The 24197-nt window shown below is 67.8% G+C and carries 25 protein-coding genes and 1 tRNA gene; 19 read left to right on the top strand and 7 right to left on the bottom strand.

Annotation, left to right across the window (positions count from 1 at the left end):
* Nucleotides 1-60: 60 nt before the first annotated feature.
* Nucleotides 61-513 (top strand): c-type cytochrome, encoded by a 453-nt coding sequence (locus tag NAV27_RS00495; protein WP_008569221.1) that lies wholly within the window; start codon nucleotides 61-63, stop codon nucleotides 511-513.
* Nucleotides 514-556: 43 nt separating this feature from the next.
* Here NAV27_RS00495 and NAV27_RS00490 read toward each other — a convergent pair whose 3' ends face one another.
* Nucleotides 557-1381: a cytochrome b/b6 domain-containing protein gene (locus NAV27_RS00490; RefSeq protein ID WP_305127956.1), complete on the bottom strand. Its 825-nt coding sequence runs from the start codon at nucleotides 1379-1381 to the stop codon at nucleotides 557-559.
* A 41-nt stretch (nucleotides 1382-1422) separates the two neighbouring features.
* On the opposite strand from NAV27_RS00490, the gene NAV27_RS00485 reads away from it, so the two are divergent.
* Nucleotides 1423-1499: transfer RNA gene (locus NAV27_RS00485), tRNA-Arg, on the top strand.
* A gap of 141 nt (nucleotides 1500-1640) precedes the next feature.
* On the opposite strand, the gene NAV27_RS00480 is transcribed toward NAV27_RS00485, so the two are convergent.
* Together NAV27_RS00480 and NAV27_RS00475 are read right to left on the bottom strand one after the other, a co-directional pair.
* Nucleotides 1641-2906, bottom strand: a complete 1266-nt coding sequence (locus tag NAV27_RS00480) for a sensor domain-containing diguanylate cyclase (protein WP_102828113.1) — start codon at nucleotides 2904-2906, stop codon at nucleotides 1641-1643.
* 151 nt (nucleotides 2907-3057) lie between these two features.
* Nucleotides 3058-3948, bottom strand: a complete 891-nt coding sequence (locus NAV27_RS00475; RefSeq protein ID WP_043295065.1) for a chemotaxis protein CheV — start codon at nucleotides 3946-3948, stop codon at nucleotides 3058-3060.
* A 204-nt stretch (nucleotides 3949-4152) separates the two neighbouring features.
* Here NAV27_RS00475 and NAV27_RS00470 point away from each other — a divergent pair, with 204 nt between their 5' ends.
* Nucleotides 4153-4359, top strand: a complete 207-nt coding sequence (locus NAV27_RS00470; RefSeq protein ID WP_054094303.1) for a hypothetical protein — start codon at nucleotides 4153-4155, stop codon at nucleotides 4357-4359.
* A 38-nt stretch (nucleotides 4360-4397) separates the two neighbouring features.
* Here the strand turns inward: NAV27_RS00470 and NAV27_RS00465 are convergent, their stop codons facing one another.
* Entirely contained in the window at nucleotides 4398-5162 is a 765-nt protein-coding gene (locus NAV27_RS00465; RefSeq protein WP_102828114.1) for an SDR family oxidoreductase, read from the bottom strand.
* A 250-nt stretch (nucleotides 5163-5412) separates the two neighbouring features.
* On the opposite strand from NAV27_RS00465, the gene phnC reads away from it, so the two are divergent.
* The 13 genes from phnC (at nucleotide 5413) to phnP (ending at nucleotide 15983) form a co-directional block, all read left to right on the top strand.
* On the top strand, nucleotides 5413-6243 hold the full coding sequence (gene phnC, locus NAV27_RS00460) for a phosphonate ABC transporter ATP-binding protein (RefSeq protein WP_102828115.1): 831 nt from the start codon (nucleotides 5413-5415) through the stop codon (nucleotides 6241-6243).
* Between the two features lie 48 nt (nucleotides 6244-6291).
* Nucleotides 6292-7296 carry a phosphonate ABC transporter substrate-binding protein gene (gene phnD / locus NAV27_RS00455; RefSeq protein ID WP_102828116.1) on the top strand — a complete coding sequence of 335 codons (1005 nt, stop codon included), beginning with the start codon at nucleotides 6292-6294 and terminating at the stop codon, nucleotides 7294-7296.
* A gap of 62 nt (nucleotides 7297-7358) precedes the next feature.
* Entirely contained in the window at nucleotides 7359-8153 is a 795-nt protein-coding gene (gene phnE, locus NAV27_RS00450) for a phosphonate ABC transporter, permease protein PhnE (protein ID WP_003303859.1), read from the top strand.
* A gap of 34 nt (nucleotides 8154-8187) precedes the next feature.
* The gene (phnF, locus tag NAV27_RS00445) at nucleotides 8188-8895 is read left to right on the top strand and encodes a phosphonate metabolism transcriptional regulator PhnF (RefSeq protein ID WP_102828117.1); all 708 of its coding nucleotides are present in this window, start codon (nucleotides 8188-8190) and stop codon (nucleotides 8893-8895) included.
* 11 nt (nucleotides 8896-8906) lie between these two features.
* Nucleotides 8907-9353 carry a phosphonate C-P lyase system protein PhnG gene (phnG, locus tag NAV27_RS00440; protein WP_102828118.1) on the top strand — a complete coding sequence of 149 codons (447 nt, stop codon included), beginning with the start codon at nucleotides 8907-8909 and terminating at the stop codon, nucleotides 9351-9353.
* The gene (phnH, locus tag NAV27_RS00435) at nucleotides 9353-9961 is read left to right on the top strand and encodes a phosphonate C-P lyase system protein PhnH (RefSeq protein ID WP_102828119.1); all 609 of its coding nucleotides are present in this window, start codon (nucleotides 9353-9355) and stop codon (nucleotides 9959-9961) included. Before phnG ends, phnH begins: the two co-directional genes overlap by 1 nt.
* The gene (locus tag NAV27_RS00430) at nucleotides 9961-11070 is read left to right on the top strand and encodes a carbon-phosphorus lyase complex subunit (protein WP_102828120.1); all 1110 of its coding nucleotides are present in this window, start codon (nucleotides 9961-9963) and stop codon (nucleotides 11068-11070) included. Before phnH ends, NAV27_RS00430 begins: the two co-directional genes overlap by 1 nt.
* On the top strand, nucleotides 11067-11936 hold the full coding sequence (locus NAV27_RS00425; protein ID WP_102828121.1) for an alpha-D-ribose 1-methylphosphonate 5-phosphate C-P-lyase PhnJ: 870 nt from the start codon (nucleotides 11067-11069) through the stop codon (nucleotides 11934-11936). Before NAV27_RS00430 ends, NAV27_RS00425 begins: the two co-directional genes overlap by 4 nt.
* Nucleotides 11933-12745, top strand: a complete 813-nt coding sequence (gene phnK / locus NAV27_RS00420) for a phosphonate C-P lyase system protein PhnK (protein WP_102828122.1) — start codon at nucleotides 11933-11935, stop codon at nucleotides 12743-12745. The genes NAV27_RS00425 and phnK overlap by 4 nt, the downstream gene beginning before the upstream one ends.
* 11 nt (nucleotides 12746-12756) lie before the next feature.
* The gene (gene phnL, locus NAV27_RS00415) at nucleotides 12757-13461 is read left to right on the top strand and encodes a phosphonate C-P lyase system protein PhnL (RefSeq protein ID WP_077682340.1); all 705 of its coding nucleotides are present in this window, start codon (nucleotides 12757-12759) and stop codon (nucleotides 13459-13461) included.
* Nucleotides 13451-14596: an alpha-D-ribose 1-methylphosphonate 5-triphosphate diphosphatase gene (locus NAV27_RS00410; RefSeq protein ID WP_102828123.1), complete on the top strand. Its 1146-nt coding sequence runs from the start codon at nucleotides 13451-13453 to the stop codon at nucleotides 14594-14596. The genes phnL and NAV27_RS00410 overlap by 11 nt, the downstream gene beginning before the upstream one ends.
* Before the next feature lie 92 nt (nucleotides 14597-14688).
* The gene (gene phnN / locus NAV27_RS00405) at nucleotides 14689-15243 is read left to right on the top strand and encodes a phosphonate metabolism protein/1,5-bisphosphokinase (PRPP-forming) PhnN (protein WP_102828124.1); all 555 of its coding nucleotides are present in this window, start codon (nucleotides 14689-14691) and stop codon (nucleotides 15241-15243) included.
* Nucleotides 15234-15983, top strand: coding sequence for a phosphonate metabolism protein PhnP (phnP, locus tag NAV27_RS00400; RefSeq protein ID WP_054094291.1), 750 nt, complete (start codon nucleotides 15234-15236; stop codon nucleotides 15981-15983). Before phnN ends, phnP begins: the two co-directional genes overlap by 10 nt.
* A gap of 281 nt (nucleotides 15984-16264) precedes the next feature.
* On the opposite strand, the gene NAV27_RS00395 is transcribed toward phnP, so the two are convergent.
* Nucleotides 16265-16507, bottom strand: a complete 243-nt coding sequence (locus NAV27_RS00395) for a hypothetical protein (protein WP_077682342.1) — start codon at nucleotides 16505-16507, stop codon at nucleotides 16265-16267.
* Between the two features lie 372 nt (nucleotides 16508-16879).
* Between NAV27_RS00395 and NAV27_RS00390 the strand changes: the two genes are divergently transcribed.
* The 3 genes from NAV27_RS00390 to NAV27_RS00380 all read left to right on the top strand — a co-directional run bounded on the left by NAV27_RS00390 (nucleotide 16880) and on the right by NAV27_RS00380 (nucleotide 20405).
* On the top strand, nucleotides 16880-17833 hold the full coding sequence (locus tag NAV27_RS00390; protein ID WP_043295040.1) for a TAXI family TRAP transporter solute-binding subunit: 954 nt from the start codon (nucleotides 16880-16882) through the stop codon (nucleotides 17831-17833).
* A 152-nt stretch (nucleotides 17834-17985) separates the two neighbouring features.
* Nucleotides 17986-20013: a TRAP transporter permease gene (locus NAV27_RS00385; RefSeq protein WP_102828125.1), complete on the top strand. Its 2028-nt coding sequence runs from the start codon at nucleotides 17986-17988 to the stop codon at nucleotides 20011-20013.
* Nucleotides 20010-20405, top strand: a complete 396-nt coding sequence (locus NAV27_RS00380; RefSeq protein WP_008569198.1) for a DUF1850 domain-containing protein — start codon at nucleotides 20010-20012, stop codon at nucleotides 20403-20405. Before NAV27_RS00385 ends, NAV27_RS00380 begins: the two co-directional genes overlap by 4 nt.
* A gap of 29 nt (nucleotides 20406-20434) precedes the next feature.
* Here NAV27_RS00380 and NAV27_RS00375 read toward each other — a convergent pair whose 3' ends face one another.
* Nucleotides 20435-21634 (bottom strand): PepSY-associated TM helix domain-containing protein, encoded by a 1200-nt coding sequence (locus NAV27_RS00375; protein ID WP_102828126.1) that lies wholly within the window; start codon nucleotides 21632-21634, stop codon nucleotides 20435-20437.
* 68 nt (nucleotides 21635-21702) lie between these two features.
* Entirely contained in the window at nucleotides 21703-24180 is a 2478-nt protein-coding gene (locus tag NAV27_RS00370) for a TonB-dependent siderophore receptor (RefSeq protein ID WP_102828127.1), read from the bottom strand.
* Nucleotides 24181-24197: the final 17 nt, after the last annotated feature.

The raw sequence follows: 24197 nt of genomic DNA, 5'->3' as shown, positions 1-24197 counted from the left end.
CCGGCGGCCAGGCCGCCGCATACCGTTGACCGATAAATGGAGCTATTCGTGAAAGCATTGATGACAGGCGTCGCGACTGCCGTTCTGCTGCTCAGCACCGCCGCGCAGGCGCAGTTGAAACCGGAAGAAATGGTCGAAACCCGCCAGGCCGGCTACCAGTTCATGTCGTGGAACATGGGCAAGATCAAGGCCCAGGTGGTCGACGGCGAGGAGTCCTACGATCAGGCCAAGGTCGCCGCCGCCGCCAACGCCATCGCCGCCATCGCCAACTCCGGCATGGGCAGCCTCTACAGCCCGGACACCACCACCGCACAGCTGGGCGACAAGACCCGTCTGAAGCCGGAGTTCTTCCAGAACCTCGACGAAGCCGGGCGTATCGGCCGCGAATTCAACACGGCCGCCAACCAGCTGGCCAAGGTGGCCGCGGAAGGCGATCAGGCCGCTATCAAGAAGGCCTTCGGTGACGTTGGCGGGAGCTGCAAATCCTGCCACGACAAATTCCGCGCCGAGTAAGCGCTCCGGCCTGCCGGTCGCCTGCCGCGACCGGCCGTGCCCCCTACCAGTCCAGACTGGGCGCCGCGGCGGCGGGTGCCGGCTTCATCCGCTCCGCCACCGCCTGCACCGCCCATACGCTCCCCACCGCCACGATAACCGCCAGCGCGGCCGCCAGCAGCGAGCCACCGCGGGCATCCTGCTGCGCCGGATGCTCACGCCGGGCGCGCCCGCCGATCATCGCGCGCACCAGCGGCTTGCGCCTGACCAAGCCGTACCAGGCGATCGCCGCGAGGTGCAGCCCGATCAGCGCCAGCAGCAGCCACTTGGCCTGGCGATGCAGGCCGCTCAGCCAATCGCTGGTCGCGCTGTCGACCAGCGCATAGAGCGGCCCCTGAAAGGCGATGTCGTCGGTCGCCAGCAGTCCGCTGCCCACCTGGAAGCCGACCAGCCCCAGCATCGCCAGTACCGAGAACGCGCCGAGCGGGTTGTGCCCGGCCTCGCGCCAGTTGTCCTGCAGGTAGTCGCGCACGCCGAGCGTCGCCGCAAGAATCCGCGACCAGCGTGCATAGGTGGAACCGACAAAGCCCCACAGCAGGCGGAACACCAGCAAGCCCAGTACCAGCAGACCGAGGCGGCCGTGCCAGACCATCAGATTGCCGCCGATCCAGCCGGTGACAATGGCAGCCGTCACCGACGCGGCGAACAGCCAGTGAAAGATCCGCAGTGGCGCATCCCACAGTTTGATATGACCCACGTGCCCCCTCAGCGATCCAAACCCACACGGCCGCCGTGGCCGTGCGGCCGCAAGGGTAACAGCCGTCCGCAACGCCGGCAGCCGTCCGGCGGTCGCACCGCGTCGCGCCGACAACGGCGCCCCGGCCGGCATGGACGCCTGCGGAGGACATGCGTATGATTGCGCCCCGCAACGCATCCGTAGCTCAGCTGGATAGAGTACTGCCCTCCGAAGGCAGGGGTCGTGGGTTCGAATCCCGCCGGATGCGCCATCTCTCCCGCCGCTGGTTTGCCTGAAGCCAGCGCCGCGCTCAGCAGCACTTCTTCCTGCTTCCGAACGCATCACCCGTCGCATCGCGGCCGGTGCGCTCATGCACGCCGCTGCGGTGCCATGGCGTCACTTCGCGTGCCGCTTAGTCGGCGCTGCAGACGCGATTGCGGCCCTGGCGTTTGGCCTCGTACAGCGCGCGGTCGGTGCGGTCGATCAGGCTGGCGACGGTTTCGCCGGCGTTCAGTTGCGCGACACCCAGCGACAGCGTGATCGGCCCCACCTCCGGTTGCGGCGTACGTTCGATGCGTGCGCGAATCCGTTCGGCCTGCTCCATCGCGGCACGCAGCTCGCAGTGCGGCAGGATCACCATGAACTCCTCGCCGCCCCAGCGCACCACGCCATCGGTCGCCCGCACGCAGGCGCGCAGCAGACGCCCGACGCGCTGCAGCACGCGGTCGCCGGCCGGATGGCCGAAGGTGTCGTTGATCGCCTTGAAGTGGTCGATATCCGCCAGAATCAACCCAAAGGGCGCGCCACCCTCGCGCGCGCCGATGTAGATGCGCTCGAGCAGGCTTTCGCCGCCGCGGCGGTTGTACAGCCCGGTCAGCACGTCCAGTGAGGCGGCGTCACGCAGCGCCTGTTCGTGGCGCACGCGCGCCGTCAGGTCGCGGATGATGCTGACGAAGTGGGTGCGGTTGTCATCGCGGCCACGCACCGGCGAGATGGTCTGGTCGGCGTGAAAGATGTGACCGTTGCGGTGGCGGTCGGCGAAGGTCGCATGAAATGGCCGGCCGGCGCGCAGGCTCTCGTAGAGGCTGGCGTAGAAGGCGTCGTCGTGCTCGCCGGAGCGCAGGAACGCCGGGGTGCGACCGAGCACTTCAGCCACCGCGTAGCCGGTCATGGCCTCGAAGGCCGGGTTGGCGAATTCGATAACGCCGTTCTCGTCGGTGATCAGCACCGCGTCATGCGAGACAGCCAGCGCCTCGAAGAGCAACTGGCTGGTGTTCTGCGCCGCGACCAGTTCGGAGAAGCCGCGCTGCACCGACACGTAGTGGCTGACGGTTCCCTGCGCATCGCGAATCGGCGAGATGTTCCATTCGACCCAGTACGGCTCGCCGTCCTTGCGGTAGTTGACCGTCGAGCCATGGAAGAAACGTCCGTCGCGCAGGCACTGGCGCAGCTCGTCGAGCACGTCGCGATCGGTCAGTGGGCCTTGGAGGATGCGTGGCGTCTGCCCAACCAGTTCCTCGGTGCTGTAGCCGGACAGTGCGCAGAACGCGGCATTGGCATAGAGAATCCGCGGGCCGTGCGGGGCCGGCTGCGCGTCGGTGATCAGGACCGAGTTGAAGGCCTGCTCGACTGCCTGAAGCAGCAGCTGCGGCGAGATTGCATCGGGGATGGCCTTCATGGCTTCACTCTGGCGGCAGGAACAACGTGCATTCTAGAGGCAGGCCACCGTGACGCACTTGATCGACACGCACCTGCCACTCATCCATTAGGCGTAGTCGAAGTGCGCCGCGGATTAATCATCCACTGCCCTGCAAGCCCGCGCGGCCTGCTCAGCGACGATGGATCGCCCGCGCGGCGTTGAGGATGCAGCGCGTCAGCTCCGGCACCGAGAACTTGGTGAGAATCTCGTTGGCGCCCACCGCCTTCGCCCGGTCGGTGCTGATGGTGCTGTCCAGCGAGGTGTGCAGCAGCACATAAATGCCGGCGTAGGTCGGGTGCTGGCGCAGCGCCTGGGTGAAGGCGTAGCCGTCCATCTCCGGCATCTCGATGTCCGAAACCACCACGTTGATTTCCTCCGGGCCGCCGTGCAGCTCATCGAGCCTGGCCAGCGCGGCGCGCGCGCCGGTGACGGCATGGCAGGTCACGCCCAACTGGCCCAGCGCAGCCAGCGACATGCTGCGCGCGACCTGGCTGTCGTCGACGATCAGCGCGCGCGTCTCGGTGAGCAGCTGCGCATCCTCGACGTTCAGGTCGGACAGATCGGCTTCGGCCGAAGCCGGCGAGATGTTATGCAGCACCTTTTCAATATCCAGCACCTGGATCAGCTCGCCATCCACCTCGGCGGTGCCGGTGATGAACGAGCGCCCCTTGGCGCCGTAGGGCGGCGGCAGGATCTTCGAGGTGGCGCAGCTGACGATCCGCGCCACCGCCTGCACGTGCAGGCCGTGCTTCTGCCGGCTGATCTCGGTGACTACCAGGCAGCCGCCGCGCGGGTCCTCCAGCGGCGCCATGCCGATCGCCTGGCTCAGATCGATCACCGACAACGGCTCGCCGCGCAGGGTCGCGACGCCTTCGATGTGCGGATGCGCCTCGGGCAGCCGCGTTAGCCGCGGCATCGGGATGATCTCGCTGACCTTCAGCAGGTTGATCGCCATCTGCTTGCCGCTGCGCAGCGTGAAGAGAAGAAGCGACAGTGAATCGGCGGTGTAGGAGTTGCTCATGTCTTGCCCTGCGACTGCGTTGGCCGATGGCCGTTGCGCGGGTTATCGGCACGCCTTGGATTTCTTGCAGTCCGGCGATGCGCTTTGCCTGCCGTTCGGCGGCTGTCATCTGCCGGACGATGAATGGTCGGCCGTGCATCATGCCTCAATGTCACAATGACATCATTGTTCAGCCCTACCCCGCACCACCACGAGCTCACCTCCATGCACGCCGACATCCGCTATTCCGTCATTCTCGAACGCACCGGGCAGACGCTGCTCGCCCAGGCCGATCTGCAGCAACTCGAAGCCTTCTGGGACGCCCACGATGCGGAGTACGTCGGCCTGCGCATCGAGGACGAGCAGAGCCGCCACCCGCGGGTGATCGTTACCGACCAGCTGCCCGCCGAGGAAGACGCCGATCTGGTGTGACGACGCGGCGCTACCGCGCCACGTCGGCGGCAGGCGGTTTACTTGTCGCGATCGATGTTGAACGGCGACCAGGCCTGGCGCGTCGGCATCACCTCCAGGCGGTTGATGTTGATGTGATCCGGCAGCGTGGCGACGTAGAAGATCTGCTCGGCGATGTCCTCGGCGGTCAGCGGCGTGGTGCCGCGGTAGAGCTTGTCGCTGGCGGCCTGATCGCCCTTGGTGCGCACCAGGGTGAATTCGGTTTCGGCCATGCCCGGCGCGATGTCGGTGACGCGCACGCCGGTGCCGAGCAGGTCGCAGCGCAGGTTGTAGCCGAACTGCTCGACGAAGGCCTTGGTCGCGCCGTAGACGTGGCCGCCCGGATACGGCCAGTGGCCAGCCACCGAGCCGATGTTGACGATGCTGGCGCCGGCGCCGGTGGCGATCAGCGTCGGCAGCAGGGCGTGGGTGACGTTGACCAGGCCGGTGATGTTGGTGTCGATCATGGTGTGCCAGTCGGCGAGATCGACCTGCTGCGCCGGCTGCGGCGCGAGCGCCAGGCCGGCGTTGTTGACCAGGCAATCGATCTGGCGGAATTCGGCGGGCAGCTGCTCGACCACCTCCTTCACCGCGCCGGCGTGGCGCACGTCGAGCGTGGCGATGTGCACCGGCACCTTGGCCGACAGCTCGGCCTGCAGTTCTTCCAGACGCTCGCTGCGCCGCCCGGTGAGGACCAGCGCCCAGCCGGCCTCGGCGAAGCGGCGGGCGGTGGCGCGGCCGAAGCCGGAGGTGGCGCCGGTGATGAATACGATCTTCTGTTTCATGCTCTTCCTCTTTTCTGACAGGCCCGACCGTCGTGTAGGCGACGCGGCAGCTCGCTGACCAGCTTAGGGGCGCGCGCCGCGAAGGCAAAGCCTTGCGTGCGCCGACTGGCCGCTGCGCTGACCGTCGAAGCTTCACCGAATGGTCATCGCAGGTTCACGGACGCTTAGCGGGACTGCAACAGAGCCTGACTACCTTCTCGTCTAGACAAGTTGGCCGACCTCCCCGGCCGCGCAGACGAGAGGGCAAGACATGAATGCGGCTATTCGAGTCGAGCGACTGAACAAGACCTTCGCCGGCAAGCAGGCGCTGTTCGACCTGGGCCTGGCGATACAGCCGGGCGAGATGGTGGCGCTGATCGGCGCGTCCGGTTCCGGCAAGTCCACGCTGTTGCGCCACCTGGCCGGACTGGCCTGCTGCGACCGCTCCGCCGGCGGGCGCATCGAGGTGCTCGGCCGCGAGGTACAGGCCACCGGCCGACTGCATGGCGAGGTGCGCCGCCTGCGCGCCGACATCGGCTACATCTTCCAGCAGTTCAACCTGGTCACCCGCCTCAGCGTGCTGGACAACGTCCTGCTCGGCTTTCTCGGCCGCATGCCGCGCTGGCGCGGATCGCTGGGCATGTTCAGCGACGAGCAGAAGCGCCAGGCCATGGCCGCACTGGAGCGCGTCGGCCTGGCCGAGCGCGCCGCGCAGCGTGCCTCGACGCTCTCCGGCGGCCAGCAGCAGCGGGTGGCGATCGCCCGTGCGCTGACCCAGCAGGCCGAGGTGATCCTCGCCGACGAACCCATCGCCTCGCTCGACCCGGAGTCGGCGCGCAAGGTCATGGAAATCCTCGCCGACATCAACCGCCAGGACGGCAAGACCGTGGTGGTGACCCTGCATCAGGTCGATTACGCCCTGCGCTACTGCTCCCGCGCCGTGGCGCTCAAGCACGGCCGCATCCACTACGACGGCCCCTCGGCGGCACTCAGCGACCACCTGCTCAACGATCTCTACGGCGCCGATCTGGACGCCAGCCTGCTGTTCTCCGACCGCGCCCGCAATGCCGAGCCGCGGCAGCTGCAGCTGGTCAACGGCTGAGCCGCAGGCCAACCCGACAACCAACGCCACACCCCAGGAGTGATCTCCATGTTGAAACGCTTCAGCCGCGCCCTTGCCGCCTCCACGCTGCTGGCCGGTGCGCTCGCCGGTACCGCTCAGGCCGCCGAGACCATCACCTTCGGCATCATTTCCACCGAGTCCTCGCAGAACCTGCGCAGCGTCTGGGACCCCTTCCTTGCCGACATGAGCAAGCAGACCGGCTACGAGGTGAAGGCCTTCTTCGCCCCCGACTACGCCGGGGTGATCCAGGGCATGCGCTTCGACAAGGTCGATCTGGCCTGGTACGGCAACAAGTCGGCGATGGAGGCGGTGGATCGCGCCGGCGGCGAAATCTTCGCCCAGACGGTCGCCGCCAACGGCAGCCCGGGCTACTACAGCCATCTGATCGTGCACAGGGACAGCGCCCTGAATTCGGTCGAGGACGTGCTGAAGAACGCCAAGAGCCTGACCTTCGCCAACGGCGACCCGAACTCCACCTCCGGCTACCTGGTGCCCGGCTACTACGTGTTCGCCAAGAACAAGGTCGACGCCAGCCAGGCCTTCAAGCGCAGCCTCAACGGCAGCCACGAAGTGAACGCGCTGTCGGTGGCGAACAAGCAGGTCGATGTCGGCACCTTCAACAGCGAAGGCATGGAGCGCCTGGAGATCACCGCGCCGGACAAGGCCGCGCAACTGAAGATCGTCTGGACCTCGCCGCTGATCCCGGCCGACCCGCTGGTCTGGCGCAAGAACCTGAGCGACGAGCAGAAGAACAGGGTGCGCGAGTTCTTCATGAGCTACGGCGCCAAGCCGGCCGAGAAGGAAATTCTCGCCGCGCTGCAGTGGGCACCGTTCCGCGCCTCCGACAACGACCAGCTGCTGCCGATCCGCCAGCTGGAACTGTTCAAGAAGCGCAGCGAAGTCGCCGCCGACAGCAAGCTCTCCGACAGCGACCGCCAGGCGCAGCTGCAGGGCATCGACCAGGAGCTGGCCAAGCTGGAGCAGCGCATGGCCGAGCGCGAGCAGAAGAGCGCCGCCGCCAAGGCCAGCTGAGCAACGCCGGGCGTGGCGCGCTGGCGCCACGCTCCCGTCCGCGCCGTTTTCGAGAACCGAACATGACCACTCTGAGCACCACACCGCCACTGGCGGGCAACGACAAGCGCAGCTGGTTGCGCCTGCTCGGCTGGGGCCTGTGCCTGGCCGTGCTGGCCTGGTCCTGGCAGGGCGCGGAGATGAATCCGCTGCTGCTGATTCGCGACAGCGCCAACATGGCGACCTTTGCCGCCGACTTCTTCCCGCCGGACTTCAGCAACTGGCAGCTGTACCTCAAGGAGATGGTCACCACGGTGCACATCGCCCTCTGGGGCACCCTGCTGGCGATCGTCTGCGCCATCCCGCTGGGCATTCTCAGCTCCGAGAACATCGTGCCCTGGTGGGTCTACCAGCCGGTGCGCCGGCTGATGGATGCCTGCCGGTCGATCAACGAGATGGTCTTCGCCATGCTCTTCGTCGTCGCCGTCGGCCTCGGACCCTTCGCCGGCGTGCTGGCGCTGTGGATCAGCACCACCGGCGTGCTCGCCAAGCTGTTCGCCGAAGCGGTGGAAGCCATCGAGCCGGGCCCGGTGGAAGGCGTGCGTGCCACCGGCGCCAGTGCGCTGCAGGAAGTCATCTTCGGGGTGATTCCGCAGGTGCTGCCGCTGTGGATTTCCTACTCGCTGTACCGCTTCGAATCCAACGTGCGCTCGGCCACGGTGGTCGGCATGGTCGGCGCCGGCGGCATCGGCGTGATCCTCTGGGAAGCCATCCGCGGTTTCCAGTTCGGCCAGACCGCCGCCCTGCTGCTGATCATCATCGCCGTGGTGAGCCTGATCGACCTGCTCTCCCAGCGCCTGCGCAAGCTCTTCATCTGACGGAGCGAGGCGCTGTGCGCCTCTCGAAAACACCATGCAGTTGTCTAGACAACCCAGCGAACCGCTCTACCTCGAACTGGCCCAGGTGCTGCGCGGCGAGCTGCGCCACTACCGCATCGGCGACTTCCTCCCCGGCGAGATGCAGCTGGCGCGGCGCTTCGCGGTCAACCGCCACACCCTGCGCCGCGCCGTCGACGAGCTGATCAACGAAGGCCGCCTGCTGCGCCGCCAGGGCAAGGGCACCCAGGTGTTGCAACGCCCGCTGGTCTATCCGCTGCAGGCCGACAGCGCCTACAGCGAATCGCTGGCCGCCCTCGGCTTGCGTACCGAGGCGCGCCTGCTCGAGCGGCGCCAGCTCAGCGCCAGCGCCGAGGAAGCGCGCCACCTGGAACTGGCCGAAGGCGCCGCGCTGATCGAGCTGAGCACCCTGCGCCTGCTCGACGGCGAGCCGGTCAGCCTGATCCGCCACCGCTACTGCGCCAGCCACGCCGAACGGCTCGCCGATTACCAGGGCGGATCGCTGCGCCGCTACCTCGGCGAACGCGGCCTGCCGCTGACGCGCCGTTTCAGCCTGATCGGCGCACGCCTGGCCGATCGCGACGAGGCCGCACAGCTGCTGATGCCCCTGCGCATGCCGCTGCTGTCGGTATTCACCCTGTCCTGCGATGCCAGCGGGCAACCGGTGGAGATCGCCCTCTCGGCCAGCCGTTCCGACCGCTTCCAGTACCAGGTCGCCACCTGATGGAGAACCCCATGCACACCCGCGAACGATCCCCCCGCCAGCGCTGGATGGCCGTGCTGGCCCGCGCCAGCGCCGCCGACCTGGCGCCTTTCGAGAGTGACCTGCGCGACTGCGCCTACCAGCTGATCCGCCCCGCGGAAATCGGCATGACCCTGGTGCGCGGCCGCATGGGCGGCACCGGTGCGCCGTTCAACCTCGGCGAGATGAGCGCCACCCGCTGCGTGGTGCGCCTGGCCGACGGCAGCACGGGCTACAGCTACCGCGCCGGCCGCGACAAGCGCCAGGCCGAGCTCGCCGCCCTCGCCGACGCCCACCTGCAAGGCCCGCAACAAAGCCGCTGGCTCAATGAACTGATCGAGCCGCTGGCCGCCGCGCAGGCCCGAAGCGCCGCGCAAAAGGCCGCCGAAACCGCCACTACCCGCGTGGAGTTCTTCACGCTGCTGCGAGGAGAAGACTGATGAATCGCGCCCCATCCGACCTGTTGCAGGCCGCCTTCGCCGACCCGGTGCTGGATGCACAGAAGAGCTTTCGCGCCGCGCTCAAGTCCCTGGCCGAGCCGGGCACGTGCCAGCCGCTGGTCAACGTCGCCGCCATCGACCATCTGCAGGCCGCCAGCTACGCGCTGTGCCTGAGCCTGCTGGATAACGACACACCATTGTGGCTGGCGCCGGCCTTCGACACCCCGGCGATCCGCGCCAACCTGGCCTTTCACTGTGGCTGCCCGATCGTCGAGGCACGCGAGGAGGCGATGTTCGCCCTGCTCGACGCCGCCGCGCTGGACGACCTTTCCGGCTTCTACGCCGGCAGCGAGCGCTACCCGGACCAGTCCTGCACGCTGCTGATCCAGCTCGACCGTCTCGACCGCGGCCCGGCGCTGAGCTGGCAGGGCCCGGGCATCGACGGCAGCCGCCTGGTCGGCCTGCCGCTGAAGCCGGCCTTCTGGCAGCAGCGCGCCGCACGCAACGACTTCCCGCGCGGGCTGGACGCGCTGTTCTGCGCCGACGGCGAAGTGCTCGGCCTGCCGCGCAGCACCCGCATCGGCGATTCGCTGCAGGAGGTGGCCTGATGTACGTCGCGGTCAAGGGTGGCGAACAGGCCATCGATAACGCCCACGCGCTGCTGGCGAAGAAGCGCCGCGGTGACACCGCTATCGCCGAGCTCGGCGTCGAGCAGATCCGCCAGCAGCTGCCACTCGCCGTGGCGCGAGTGATGAGCGAAGGCTCGCTGTACGACGAGCAACTCGCCGCACTGGCGATCAAGCAGGCCGCCGGCGATCTGGTCGAGGCGATCTTTCTCCTGCGCGCCTACCGCACCACGCTGCCGCGCTTCGCCGAAAGCCTGCCGCTGGACACCGGCGCCATGCAGCTCAGCCGGCGCATCTCGGCGACCTTCAAGGACGTGCCCGGCGGCCAGCTGCTCGGTCCGACCTTCGACTATACCCACCGCCTGCTGGACTTCGCCCTGCTCGCCGAAGGCGAACGCCCAGGCCCGCCGGTGGATGAAAGCGCCACGCTGAGCAACTGCCCCCGCGTACTCGGCCTGCTCGGCGAGGAAGGCCTGATGACCCCGGAAATCGACCGCGGCGAGCCGGTTCCGGACCTAACCCGCGAGCCGCTGGAGCTGCCCTGCAGCCGCGCCGAGCGCCTGCAGACGCTGGCCCGTGGCGACGAGGGCTTTCTCCTGGCGCTGGGCTATTCGACCCAGCGCGGCTACGGCCGCAACCACCCGTTCGCCGGCGAGATTCGCATCGGCACCGCCGAGGTCTGGATCGAGCCGCAGGAGCTGGGCTTCCCGCTCTGCCTCGGCGAGATCGAGCTGACCGAGTGCGAGATGGTCAACCAGTTCGTCGGCGAGAGCGCCGCGCAGGCGCAGTTCACCCGCGGCTACGGCCTGGCCTTCGGCTATGCCGAGCGCAAGGCGATGGGCATGGCGCTGGTCGATCGCGCGCTGCGTGCCGCCGAGTACGGCGAGGAGGTGCAGGGCCCGGCGCAGCAGGAGGAATTCGTCCTGATGCACTGCGACAACGTCGAGGCTGCCGGCTTCGTCTCGCACCTGAAGTTGCCGCACTACGTCGACTTCCAGTCCGAGCTGGAGCTGATCCGCAAGCTGCGCCAGCCGCAGGCCGAGCCGACCGAAGCGCTCGCTGAAACGCCTGCTAAGGAGAAACGCGCATGAATGCCCACGCCATTCCCGCCCGCGAGGCGGGCTACAACTTCGCCTACCTCGACGAGCAGACCAAGCGCATGATCCGCCGCGCACTGCTCAAGGCGGTCGCCATACCCGGCTATCAGGTGCCATTCGGCGGCCGCGAGATGCCGCTGCCCTACGGCTGGGGTACCGGCGGCATGCAGCTGACCGCGGCCATTCTCGGCGCCGACGACGTGCTCAAGGTGATCGACCAGGGCGCCGACGACACCACCAACGCGGTGTCGATCCGCCGCTTCTTCGCCCGCACCGCCGGGGTCGCCACCACCGAACGCACCCCGGAAGCGACGGTGATCCAGACCCGCCACCGCATCCCGGAAACCCCGCTCGCCGCCGGGCAGATCATGGTCTATCAGGTGCCGATACCCGAGCCGCTGCGCTTCATCGAACCGTCGGAAACCGAGACGCGCACCATGCACGCGCTGGGCGACTACGGCGTGATGCACGTGAAGCTCTACGAGGACATCGCCACCTTCGGCCACATCGCCACCAGCTACGCCTACCCGGTGACGGTGGACGGGCGCTACGTGATGGACCCGTCGCCGATTCCCAAATTCGACAACCCCAAGCTGGACCGCAGCCCGGCGCTGATGCTGTTCGGCGCCGGCCGCGAGAAGCGCCTCTACGCCGTGCCGCCGTATACCCGCGTGGTCAGCCTGGATTTCGAGGATCACCCCTTCCAGATCCAGCAGTGGGAGCAGAGCTGCGCCATCTGTGGCAGCGGCGATTCCTACCTCGACGAGCTGATCGTCGACGACGCCGGGACCAAGCAGTTCGTCTGCTCGGATACCGACTATTGCGCGCAGCGCGCCCAGCCCCAGGAGAGCCGCCCATGAGTGCCGCCGAACAATTGCTGCCCGCCGCGAGCGTCGCCACCGAGCCGCTGTTCGCGGTGCGCGACCTGACCCGTCTGTACGGCCCGGACAAGGGCTGCCAGGGCGTGTCCTTCGACCTCTACCCCGGCGAGGTGCTGGGCATCGTCGGCGAGTCCGGCTCGGGCAAGTCCACCCTGCTCTCGCTGCTCTGCGGCCGCTGCCCGCCGGATCGCGGCACGGTGCTCTACCGCGACGCTGCCGGCGACTGGCTCGACCTCTACGCCGCCAGCGAGGCCGAGCGGCGCACGCTGCTGCGCACCGAGTGGGGCTTCGTCGAACAGAACCCGCGCGACGGCCTGCGCATGGGCGTTTCCGCCGGCGCCAACATCGGCGAGCGGCTGATGGCCCAGGGCGTTCGTCATTACGGCCAGCTGCGCGCCGCCGGGCTGGACTGGCTGCAACAGGTGGAGATCGACCCGGCGCGCATCGACGACCTGCCGCGGACCTTCTCCGGCGGCATGCAGCAGCGTCTGCAGATCGCCCGCAATCTGGTCTCCAGTCCGAAGCTGGTGTTCATGGACGAACCCACCGGCGGCCTCGACGTGTCGGTGCAGGCACGCCTGCTCGACCTCCTGCGCGGGCTGGTGCGCGAGCTGGATCTGGCGGTGGTGATCGTGACCCACGACCTCGCCGTGGCACGCCTCCTGGCCGACCGGCTGATGGTGATGCGCCGCTCGCGGGTGGTGGAGGCCGGCCTGACCGACCAGATCCTCGACGACCCGCAGCATCCCTATACGCAGCTGCTGGTGTCCTCGGTGCTGCAGCCATGAAGGAATCCGCCATGAACACGCTGATCGAGGTCCGCGACCTCGCCAAGACTTTCACCCTGCACCAGCAGCACGGCGTCAGCCTGCAGGTGCTGCGCGGGCTGAACTTCACCGTCGCCGCTGGCGAATGCCTGGTGCTGCACGGTCAGTCCGGCGCCGGCAAGTCGACCCTGTTGCGCACGCTGTACGGCAACTACCTGCCGGCCGGCGGCAGCATCCGTATCCGCCACGCCGGCGACTGGCTGGAGCTGGTCGGTGCCGAGCCACGCCAGGTACTCGCCGTGCGCCGGCAGACACTGGGCTACGTCAGCCAGTTCCTGCGGGTGATCCCGCGGGTGCCGGCGCTGGAGGTGGTGATGGAGCCGGCGCTGGCGCGCGGCTGGAGCCGTGCCGATGCCGAGGCGCGGGCCAAGGCCCTGCTGACCCGACTGAACATTCCCGAACGGCTCTGGCAGCTCGCCCCCGGCACCTTTTCCGGCGGCGAGCAGCAACGCGTCAACCTGGCCCGCGGCTTCATGGTCAGCTGGCCGGTGCTGCTGCTCGACGAGCCCACCGCCTCGCTGGACGAAGCCAACGCCGGCGTGGTGCTGGAACTGATCGACGAGGCCAAGGCCGCCGGCAGCGCGCTGATCGGCATCTTCCACGATCGCGCAATCCGCGAGGCAGTCGCCGATCGTTACCTGGACATGACGCAGGAGGACCTGGCCCATGCCAGCTGAACAGATACTCAGCAACGCCCGACTGGTGCTGGCCGATCAGGTGATCCACGGCAGCCTGCTGATCCGCGACGGTGTCATCGCCGACATCAGCGAGGGCGCCAGCAGCCTGCCGCAGGCCCAGGACCTGGGCGGCGATCTTCTGCTGCCGGGGCTGGTGGAACTGCACACCGACAACCTGGAAAAGCACATGAGCCCGCGTCCTGGCGTGGACTGGCCGTCCGCCTCGGCGGTGCTGACCCATGACGCACAGATCGTCGCCGCCGGCATCACTACGGTGTTCGATGCGCTGTCGATCGGCGATATCAATCCCAAGGGCAAGCGCATGCAGCAGCTCGGGGTGATGCTCGAGGCCATCGCCGAGGCCGAGGCGGCCGGGCAGACCCGCGCCGAACACCGCCTGCACCTGCGCTGCGAAGTCAGCCACCCGCAGTGCCTGGAGCTGTTCCGCGAGCTGGTCGAGCAGCCGCTGGTGCAGCTGGTCTCGGTGATGGACCACGCGCCGGGCCAGCGCCAGTTCGCGCGCATGGAGAAGCACCGCGAGTACTACATGGGCAAGTACCACCTGAGCCCGGCGGAGATGGATGCCTTCGTCACCGAGCAGCTGGCCAACTCGGCGCGGCACAGCGACCAGCAGCGCGCCGCCATCGTCGATATCTGTCACAGCCGCGAACTGGCGCTGGCCAGCCACGACGACGCGACGCTCGATCATGTCGAGGAATCGGCCGGCTACGGCATGGCCATCGCCGAATTCCCGACCACCTTCGAAGCCGCCGAGGCCAGCCACGCGCGCGGGCTGAAGGTGCTGATGGGCGCGCCGAACATCGTCCGTGGCGGCTCGCACTCGGGCAATATCGCCGCTGCCGATCTGGCCCGGCGTGGCGTGCTGGACATCCTCTCCAGCGACTACTACCCGGCCAGCCTGCTGCAGGCCGCGCTGGGCCTGGCCGAACAGGACAACGGCTACAACCTGTCGCGCGCCATCGCCACCATCAGCCTGGCGCCGGCACGCGCGGCCGGGCTGGATGATCGCGGCGAGATCGTCGTCGGCCTGCGCGCGGATCTGGTGCAGGCGCAGGTGCACAAGGGCCAGCCGGTGATCGGCCAGGTCTGGCGCCAGGGCCGGAGGGTGTTCTGATGCAGTCGCGTCGTGCAATGCTGGCCCCTGCCGGGCGGGTTACCGCTACGATGCCGGCACGTTCGCGTTCTTGTGCTGATGGAGGTGATCTGATGCAAGGCCGCCTGATCTACCTGATCGGCCCTTCCGGCGCCGGCAAGGACAGCCTGCTCGACGCTGCCCGCGCGCCGCTCGCCGAGCGTGGCGTGCGCATCGCCCGGCGGGTCATCACCCGTTCGGCCGAGGCGGTCGGCGAAGCCGCGCATTCGGTGAGCGCCGAAGAGTTCGCGCGGATGGAGGCCGAGCAGGCCTTCGCCCTCGCCTGGCGCGCCAACGGGCTGGCCTATGGCATCCGCGCCGAGATCGACGCCTGGCTGGCGGCCGGCGAGGATGTGCTGGTCAATGGCTCGCGTGGTTACCTGGCCGAGGCGCGCCAGCGCTACCCGGACCTGCTGGCGGTGCTGCTGACCGTCGAGCAGGACGTGCTGCGCGAGCGCCTGCTGAATCGCGGACGGGAAACCCCGGAGCAGATCGAGGCGCGACTGGCGCGCAACGCGCTGTTCAGCGGCGAGCTGGACGACTACATCCGCCTGGACAATTCCGCCTCGCTGACCAGCAGCGTCGAACGCCTGCTGCAGCTGCTCGACGAGCACCGCCAATGCGGCTGACCCTGCTCGGCACCGGCGATGCCGCGCAGCTGCCGGTGTACAACTGCGGCTGCCCGGCCTGCGCCCGCGCCTGGCGCGAACCGGCCTATCGCCGCGGTCCGTGCTGCGCACTGATCGAATGCGCCGGCCAGCGCTGGCTGCTCGACAGCGGCCTGACCGATCTCGGCGAGCGCTTCGTCCCCGGTAGCCTCAGCGGCATCCTGCAGACGCACTACCACGCCGACCACGCCCAGGGTCTGCTGCAGCTGCGCTGGGGCACCGGGCTGCGCATTCCGGTACACGGCCCGGACGATCCCGCGGGCTTCGCCGATCTCTACAAGCACCCGGGCATCCTCGATTTCAGCCAGCCGTTCGCCGCCTTCGAGCGCCGTGCGCTGGGCACGCTGCGCGTCACGGCGCTGCCGCTGCAGCACTCGAAGCCGACATTCGGCTACCTGCTCGAAGGCGTCGGGCGCAAGATCGCCTATCTCACCGACACCCTCGGCCTGCCGGACGACACCCGCGCCTACCTGCAGGGCATCGCGCTCGACGTGCTGGTGCTCGATTGCTCGCAGCCGCCGCAGGAACCGCCGCCGCGCAATCACAACGACCTGACCCGCGCGTTGCAGAGCGTCGAAGCACTGCAGCCGGCACAGGCCGTGCTGACCCACGTCGGTCATGCGCTGGATGCCTGGCTGATGGAACAGCCACGGGAACTGCCAGGCAACGTGCGGCTGGCGTACGACGGCATGATGCTCTAGCGCTTCGCAGATAGGCGTTTCCATGGACCCGAGGTGGGAGAAACACCGAGCCGCCTGCTCGCAACGCGTGGAAAACGCTGCGCGATTTTCCACCCTACGAGTGCCAATCCGATGGCGATGGCGATGGTGATGGCGGTCGTAGGGTGGATAACGCGAAGCTTATCCACCATGGGTCCGTTGCATGGCGAAACGTCGGGCAGGGCCTCCGACGCGTGGAAAACGCTGCGCGATTTTCCACCCTACGGCCATGAAGCATGGAGCGGATTCCGGGCTGACGCCGGCTAGCGCCCCGGCTGCGGCCGGAAACCCGGAACTGTACTGGGCCGTTCGACCCGCGCGGCGGGCAGCGAGCAGTTGAGATCGCGGAAGGCGCGCTCGTTGAGCCGCTGCCAGCCCTCGCCCGGGGAGGTCTGGCGGCAGATGACGGTGCCGTCGAGCTTGCTCTGCCACTGGTAGTACGGCGCCGGCGCGGCGTCGGCCAGCAGCGGCAACGACAGGCAGAGGAACAACGGAAGCAGGCGCATGACAGGCTCGGGAGGGACGATGGCGCCACTCTAATCCATCGTCGGCGCCACGCAAGCACCGCCGGGCGCGCCGGGTATCGGCAAGAATCCGCCGATCACCGATGCAGCATGAGCGATTCTCCGCCTATCGGGAGTCCGCAGCGGCCGCGCACGCCCGAGATAGCGCCTTCGCGCTAGCTGGCACAGCACATGCAAAGGCCTTCCTGCCCGTTGCGATCACACGAACAAGAAAAGCCGCACGCCGCGCTCCGCTTCCCCGGGAAGCCTCCGCTCGCCGCCTCGTCTTTTCCTGTCCGCCGGCAACCTGCAGGGTTGCCGCCGATCGCCTATGGTCTACAGCGCCCGAATCCAATAACAACACGGAGAAACACCATGAGACTGACCAAGCGCATCAGCCTGCTGGCTGCCGCCGCAGCCTTCACGGCCAGCACCGCGGCCGTCGCCGCGCCGACCTTCATCAACATCCTCACCGGCGGCACCAGCGGGGTGTACTACCCCATCGGCGTGGCGCTGTCGCAGCAGTACAACAAGATCGACGGCGCCAAGACGTCGGTGCAGGCGACCAAGGCCTCGGTGGAAAACCTCAACCTGCTGCAGGCCGGGCGCGGCGAACTGGCGTTCGCCCTCGGTGATTCGGTGGACGATGCCTGGAACGGCGTCGAGGATGCCGGCTTCAAGGCGCCGCTCAAGCGCCTGCGTGCCATCGCCGCGACCTACCCGAACTACATTCAGATCGTCGCCAGCCAGGAATCGGGCATCAAGACGCTGGAAGACCTCAAGGGCAAGCGCATCTCCGTCGGCGCGCCGAAGTCCGGCACCGAGCTGAACGCCCGCGCCATCTTCAAGGCCGCCGGGCTGAGCTACGAGGACATGGGCCGGGTGGAATTCATGCCCTACGCCGAGTCGGTCGAGCTGATCAAGAACCGCCAGCTGGATGCCACGCTGCAGTCCTCGGGCCTGGGCATGGCGGCGATCCGCGACCTGGCGTCGATGGTGCCGATCACCTTCGTGGCGATCCCGGCCGAGGTGGTGGAGAAGATCGGCAGCAGCGCCTATCAGGCCAAGGTGATCCCGGCCGGTACCTACGACGGCCAGGACGCCGACGTGCCGACCGCGGCGATCACCAACATCCTGGTCAGCCACGACAAGGTGTCCGACGAGGTGGCCTATCAGATGACCAAGCTGATGTTCGACAACCTCGATCGCCTGGTCAGTTCGCACTCCGCGGCCAAGGACATCAAGCTGGAGACCGCCACCGAAGGCCTGCCGATCCCGCTGCATCCGGGCGCCGAGCGTTTCTACAAGGAAGCCGGCGTGCTCAAGTAAGCACGTCCGCCGCCAGCCACCGCGCGATGCAGCCGGTGGCCGGCGGCCCTTGCGGAACCCGCAATGACACGCTGCCCGCGCCACGGGCAGCGTCCCCCGCATCGTCCGCTTGAAGCCCCGACGCTTGAAGCCGCTGTTCCGGAGAGTTCTCCATGAGCGAATCCAAAGGCCTGCACGCCAGCCCCAGCGAATGGCCGAAGGCGCTGTTCTACACGGCCCTGCTGTTTTCCACCTATCAGATCATCACCGCGGCCTTCCACCCGGTGTCCAGCCAGGTACTGCGCGCCGGCCACGTCGGTTTCCTGCTGCTGATGGTGTTCCTCTGCTACCCGGCGCGCGGCAACGACCGCCCGTGGCAGCCGATGGCCTGGCTGCTGGGCCTGGCCGGCATGGCCACGGCGTTCTACCAGTGGTACTTCGAGGCCGATCTGGTGCAACGCTCCGGTGACCTGACGCAGACCGACCTGATCGTCGGCATCACCCTCACCGTGCTGGTATTCGAGGCCGGGCGCCGGGTGATGGGTATCGCCCTGCCGCTGATCTGCGCGCTGTTCCTGGCCTACGGGCTGTTCGGCGAATACTTGCCGGGCGACTTCGCCCACCGCGGCTACGGCTTCGACCAAATCATCAACCAGCTGTCGTTCGGTACCGAAGGGTTCTACGGCACGCCGACCTACGTCTCGGCGACCTACATTTTCCTGTTCATCCTGTTCGGCTCGTTCCTCGAGCAGGCCGGGATGATCAAGCTGTTCACCGACTTCGCGATGGGCCTGTTCGGGCACAAGACCGGCGGCCCGGCCAAGGTCTCGGTGGTGTCCTCGGCGCTGATGGGCACGATCACCGGCTCGGGTGTGGCCAACGTGGTCACCACCGGCCAGTTCACCATCCCGCTGATGAAGCGCTTCGGCTACAAGCCGGCCTTTGCCGGCGCGGTGGAAGCCACCGCGAGCATGGGTGGGCAGATCATGCCGCCGGTGATGGGCGCGGTCGCCTTCATCATGGCCGAAACCATCAACGTGCCGTACGTGGAAGTCGCCAAGGCAGCGCTGATTCCGGCGATGCTGTACTTCTTCGCGGTGTTCTGGATCGTGCACCTGGAGGCGCGCAGCAAGGGCCTCAAGGGCCTGCCGAAGGACCAGTGCCCGAGCGCCTGGGCATCGGTCAAGGAGCGCTGGTTCCTGCTGGTGCCGCTGGCGGTGCTGGTGTTCCTGCTGTTTTCCGGCCGTACGCCGATGTTCTCCGGCACGGTGGGCCTTGCGCTGACGGCCATCGTCATCCTCGGCTCGGCGATCATCCTCAAGGCCAACAGCTTCTGGCTGCGCGCGGTGTTCTGGATCGCCCTGGGCGTGCTCTGCGCCGGCTTCTTCCAGCTCGGCATCGGAGTGATCTTCGGCGTCATCGGTGCGCTGGTGGTGGCCTGCTGGTTCATCAAGGGCGGTCACGACACCCTGCGCGCCTGCCTGTACGCCCTGGTCGAGGGCGCACGCCACGCGATCCCGGTGGGTATCGCCTGTGTGCTGGTGGGGGTGATCATCGGCATCGTTTCGCTGACCGGCATCGCCAGTACCTTCGCCGGCTACATCCTGGCCATCGGCGAGAACAACCTGTTCCTCTCGCTGCTACTGACGATGCTGACCTGCCTGGTGCTGGGCATGGGCATTCCGACGATTCCCAACTACATCATCACCAGCGCCATCGCCGCGCCGGCGCTGGAGCAGTTGGGCGTGCCGCTGATCGTCTCGCACATGTTCGTCTTCTACTTCGGGCTGATGGCCGACCTGACGCCGCCGGTCGCACTCGCCTGCTTCGCCGCGGCACCGATCGCGCGCGAGAACGGCTTCAAGATCAGCCTGTGGGCGATCCGCATCGCCGCCGCCGGGTTCGTGGTGCCGTTCATGGCCGTCTACGACCCGGCGCTGATGATGCAGGGCGACAGCTGGCTGGCCACGGCGTACATGGTGGTCAAGACGGTCTTCGCGGTGTGCCTGTGGGGCATGGCGGTTACCGGCCACCTGAGCCTGCGCATGCCGATCTGGGAGCGCCTGTGGGCGTTCGCCGCTGGCGTCGCGCTGATTCTGGCCATGCCGGTCAGTGATGAAATCGGCTTCGTGCTGGGCATTGCGCTGGTGGCGCAGCATATCTGGCGTGCCCGTCGCACCGAGCGGCTGGCGACGGCGTGATCGGCCTCTGTCTGGGCCTGGCCGGGGTGGTGTGGGCGCAACTGCCCACACCCGCCTTCACCCTGGCGTGGAATCACACCATTGAGAAGATCCGCTGGGAGGAGGATTACCGCGTCACGGCGGACGGCCTGCTGCTCGGCGAAGCGCGGATCAAGGGTTCGGGGGCCGGCATGGAAGCGCCGCAAGGTGCCGAACTGCGCGACGGCGCCTGGCACTACCGGCGCCAGGTGCCGGCGCTGCAGCCACTGCGCGTCGGCCGCACCCCAGAGGCCGGCGACTACCAGCTGTGCTTCGACGGGCAATGCCACGCATTGAGCGAATGGCTCGGCCCGCCGCGCGCCGACCGGCCGGCGCTGGAGCTGTGGAGCTGCGAGGTGGCGGCGCAGTCCTGAGCCTCGGCGCTGGATCGTTAAAGCGTTGCCTACTCGACGCTCCTGCTCAGACCGCCAGCTCTACTTCCCGCCGCAAGCGCCGCGTGCTGCCGCGCGCGGCGCTTGCGCCACCAGATCACCACGCCGGTCACCGATAGCACGGCAATCGCCACACCGAGAACGGCGATCAGGATGCGCCCCGGCAGGCCGAGGATGCGTCCGCCGTGGATCGCCGGTTGCAGCAGGTGGAACTGCTGGCCCAGCGTGCCCTGGCCGGGAATCTCCTGGCCGAGCAGACGGGTGCCGTCGGTGCCGTGGAAGAACAGCCAGGCGTTGCCCTGGTTGCTGTCGTGCGCACCGAAACCGGCGCCGTAGAAGTTGTACTCGAAGCTGTAGTACAGCTCGGTGATCGGCTCGCTCAGGCCCAGCGTCGCGGCGTGCTGCATGGCGTAGTCGTAGGCCTGATGGAAGTCGTAGGCGGTGCTGCCCAGCTGATCGGCCGGCAGGCGGCCACGCGCCTCATAGACGCTCAGCTCCACGGGCGAGAACAGCGAAACCACCGGTTTGAACACCTGCTCCGGCAGGTTCATCGCCACGCTGCTGACCGCCACCGGCGTCAGCAGCAGCCACAGCCACAGGCCGCCGGCGCGGTGCACGTCGTGGTTGAGGCGCTGGCGCTTGATCTTCCACGCCGTCCACCACTTGCCGAAGAACGGCCGCCCGCGCGGCAAGGTCAGCAGCAGCGAGACCAGGCAGTCGATCACCCAGGCGATCGCCACCAGGCCCATCAGCCACAGCCCCCAGTTGCCGGGCAGCGCCAGGTTGTAGTGGAACTCGAGCAGGAACGGCACCAGATTCTTGCGCGAGAAGCAGCACTCGCCCCAGTAGCGCGTGCCCACCGTCTCGCCGGTCACGGTGTCGAGGTAATGCACCACCGGGCGCTCGGCAAAGGGCTTGCCGCTGACCGGATCGTTGCGCGGCACCAGGGCCAGCAGCGCGGCGTGGCCCGGCTCGTCCGCGAACTCCATGTACCAGACCTGCAGGCGCGGGTTGGCCGCCTCGACCCGCTCGACCAGCGTGCCCGGCGCCAACACAGGCCCCTCGCTTGCGGTGTGGTAGAACTCCGGGTTCAACCACTCGTCCAGCTCGTGATGGAAGGCCAGCACGCTGCCGGTGAGGCCGGCGAGAAACAGGAACAGCGCGGTCGCAAGGCCGACGTAGCGGTGCAGCAGCACGAGGATCGGGCGCATCGGCAGTCTCCATTTGCAGAAAATACAAAGCCGCCGGCCCGTTGGGAGCCGGCGGCCGCTGGGGGCGCTCAGAAGTCGTAGGTCACGGTCGCCATGACATTGCGCGCCTCGCCGTAGTAGCACTGGCTGAGGCTGTTGCACGCGGCCACGTACTTCTCGTCGGTGAGGTTGTTCAGGTTCAGGCGCACGCCGACCCCCTGCAGCCCGACGCGCGACAGGTCGTAGCCGAGCATGGCGTCGTACAGCGTGTAGGACGGGATGTGCAGGGTGTTCTCCGCATCGGCCCAGCTCTTGCCGAAGTAGCGCGCGCCACCGCCGATCTGCAGACCGGCCAGCGGTCCCTGATCGAACGTGTAGTCGGCCCACAGCGAAGCCATGTTGCGCGCCACGGCGTTGGGCCGGTTACCGCGGTTGTTCACCCCGGCGGCGCCGGTGAAGTCCTTGGAATACTCGACGTCCATGTAGGTGTAGCTGGCGATCAGGTTGACCTGCTCCACCGGCTTCAGGCGCGCCTCGACTTCCACGCCCGTGGAGGTCAGCTCGCCGACCGCGCGGTAGAAGTTCTCGTTGGAATCCTTGTTCGCCAGGTTGGACTGTTTCAGGTCGAACCAGGAGATGGTGTAGAGATCATCGGTGCCCAGCGGCTGGTACTTCAGGCCGACCTCGACCTGCTCGCCTTCGGTGGGATCGAGCAACGCGATGTCGTAGACGCCCGGTGCAACCTCGTTGTAGGCCGCGGTGGCGTTGGGGTTGAACGACTCGGAGTAGCTGGCATACGGCGACAGGCCGTTGTCGAAGGCATAGAGCACGCCGACGCGGCCGGTGAACTGCTCGAGCTTGGCGTTATCGGCCTGATCGCCGTAGCTCGCATCCTCGGTATGGTCGAACGACACATCCACCCAGTCCTGACGCATGCCCAGCGAGAAGCGCCAGTTGCCCAGGCTGATCAGGTCCTGCACATACAGGCCGGTCTGCTCCAGCTCGCGGGTCTCGTCGTACTGGTGGTAGAACACCGGGCTGCCGACGCCGACTGCGCCGCTGTAAGGGTTGATCGGCGCCAGGCCGTAGCCGGCGTCGTAGGCGACCTTCGCCTTGCGCCGCTGATAGTCGAGGCCGGTCACCAGGGTGTGGCTGAGCGCGCCGGTATCGAAGAGAAACTGCAGCTGGTTGTCGATCGTCCAGGCGTGCAGCGCCTCGTCGGCACCGGTGTAGTAGCGCACCAGCTCGTCGGCCGTCGCGTAGCCGTACTGGTAGACCTGGCCGGATTCCACGGTCGAGTCGAGGTACTGGAAGTTCTGCCGCGCCGAAACCACGTCGTTGAAGCGATGCTCCAGCTGATAGCCGATCATCTGCTGGTCGCGCTCGAACTGCTCGTAATCCTCGTCGCCCTCGAAGAAGCTGCGCGCAATGCGCTTGCCGTTGTGCGAGGTCATCGTGCCGTCCGCCGGCAGGCCACCGTGATAGCCGCTCTCGGGGTCCTTCTGCAGCATCGCCAGCAGGGTCAGGCGGGTGTCGTCGGTAAAGTCGATGCTCACCGACGGCATCACCGCGTAGCGCTGTTCCTCGATGCCATCGACCTGGTTGTCGGCATCCTTGACCACACCCGCGAGGCGATAGGCGATGCGCTCGTCCTCCAGCGGCCCGGTGAAATCGAACGCGGTCTGCTTATAGTCGTGGCTGCCGTAGGAGAACTGCAGCTGGCGACGGGTTTCGTGCTGCGGCTTCTTGGTGGTCATCGCCACCAGCCCGCCGGGCAGGCTGCGGCCGTAGAGCACCGAGGACGGCCCCTTGAGGATGTCGATGCGCTCGATGAAGTATGGATCGACCTGCAGGCTGCTGTAGGTGCCGCTGTCACCGAGCAGCTTCTGCCCGTCGAGGTAGAGGTTGTCCACCGAACCATCGGTGATGCCGCGCATGGCGACATAGTCGTAGCGGGTCGTCGCGCCGTAGGGCGTGCTCATCAGGCCCGGCGTGTAGCGCACCGCCTGGGCGATGGAGCGCGAGCCCTGATCCTCGATCTGCTGGCGGGTGACCACCGAGACGGTCTGCGAGGTTTCCACCAGCGGCATGCTGGTCTTGGTCGCCACGCTGCTGTGGGTGGCGCTGTAGCCGTCCATCTCGCCCAGCGCGTTGCCCAGGGCGAAGCCCTGCACCGTCATCGGCTGCAACTCGACCGCACCGGTTTCGCTGGCGCGGCGGACCAGCGAGTAGGTGCCCTGGCTGTCGCGCACCGCCTGCAGGCCGCTGCCGGCAAGCAGTGCGGCAAAGCCATCGTCGACACCGTACTGGCCGCGCAGACCGTCCGACTGCAGGCCCTGCAGCAGGCTGCCATCCACCGACAGCAGCACGCCGGCCTCGCCGGCGAAGCGGCTCAGCACGCTGGACAGCGCGCCGGCGGGAATGTCGTAGCGGCTCTGCGCCTGCTGGCTCGAAGCCGGTTCGGTGGCGCTCGCCAGGCCGGGCAGCGTGGCCGTCAGCGGCAGGCAGAACAGGGTGGCGCGGATGGCGCGCGCAAGCACGCGCGGACGATGGGGGGCTGAACGCATGAAGAAATCCCTAGTGG

The organism is Stutzerimonas degradans (assembly GCF_024448505.1).
GTDB classification, from domain to species: Bacteria; Pseudomonadota; Gammaproteobacteria; order Pseudomonadales; family Pseudomonadaceae; genus Stutzerimonas; species Stutzerimonas degradans.
This window is presented reverse-complemented; position numbering and strand designations above follow the sequence as displayed.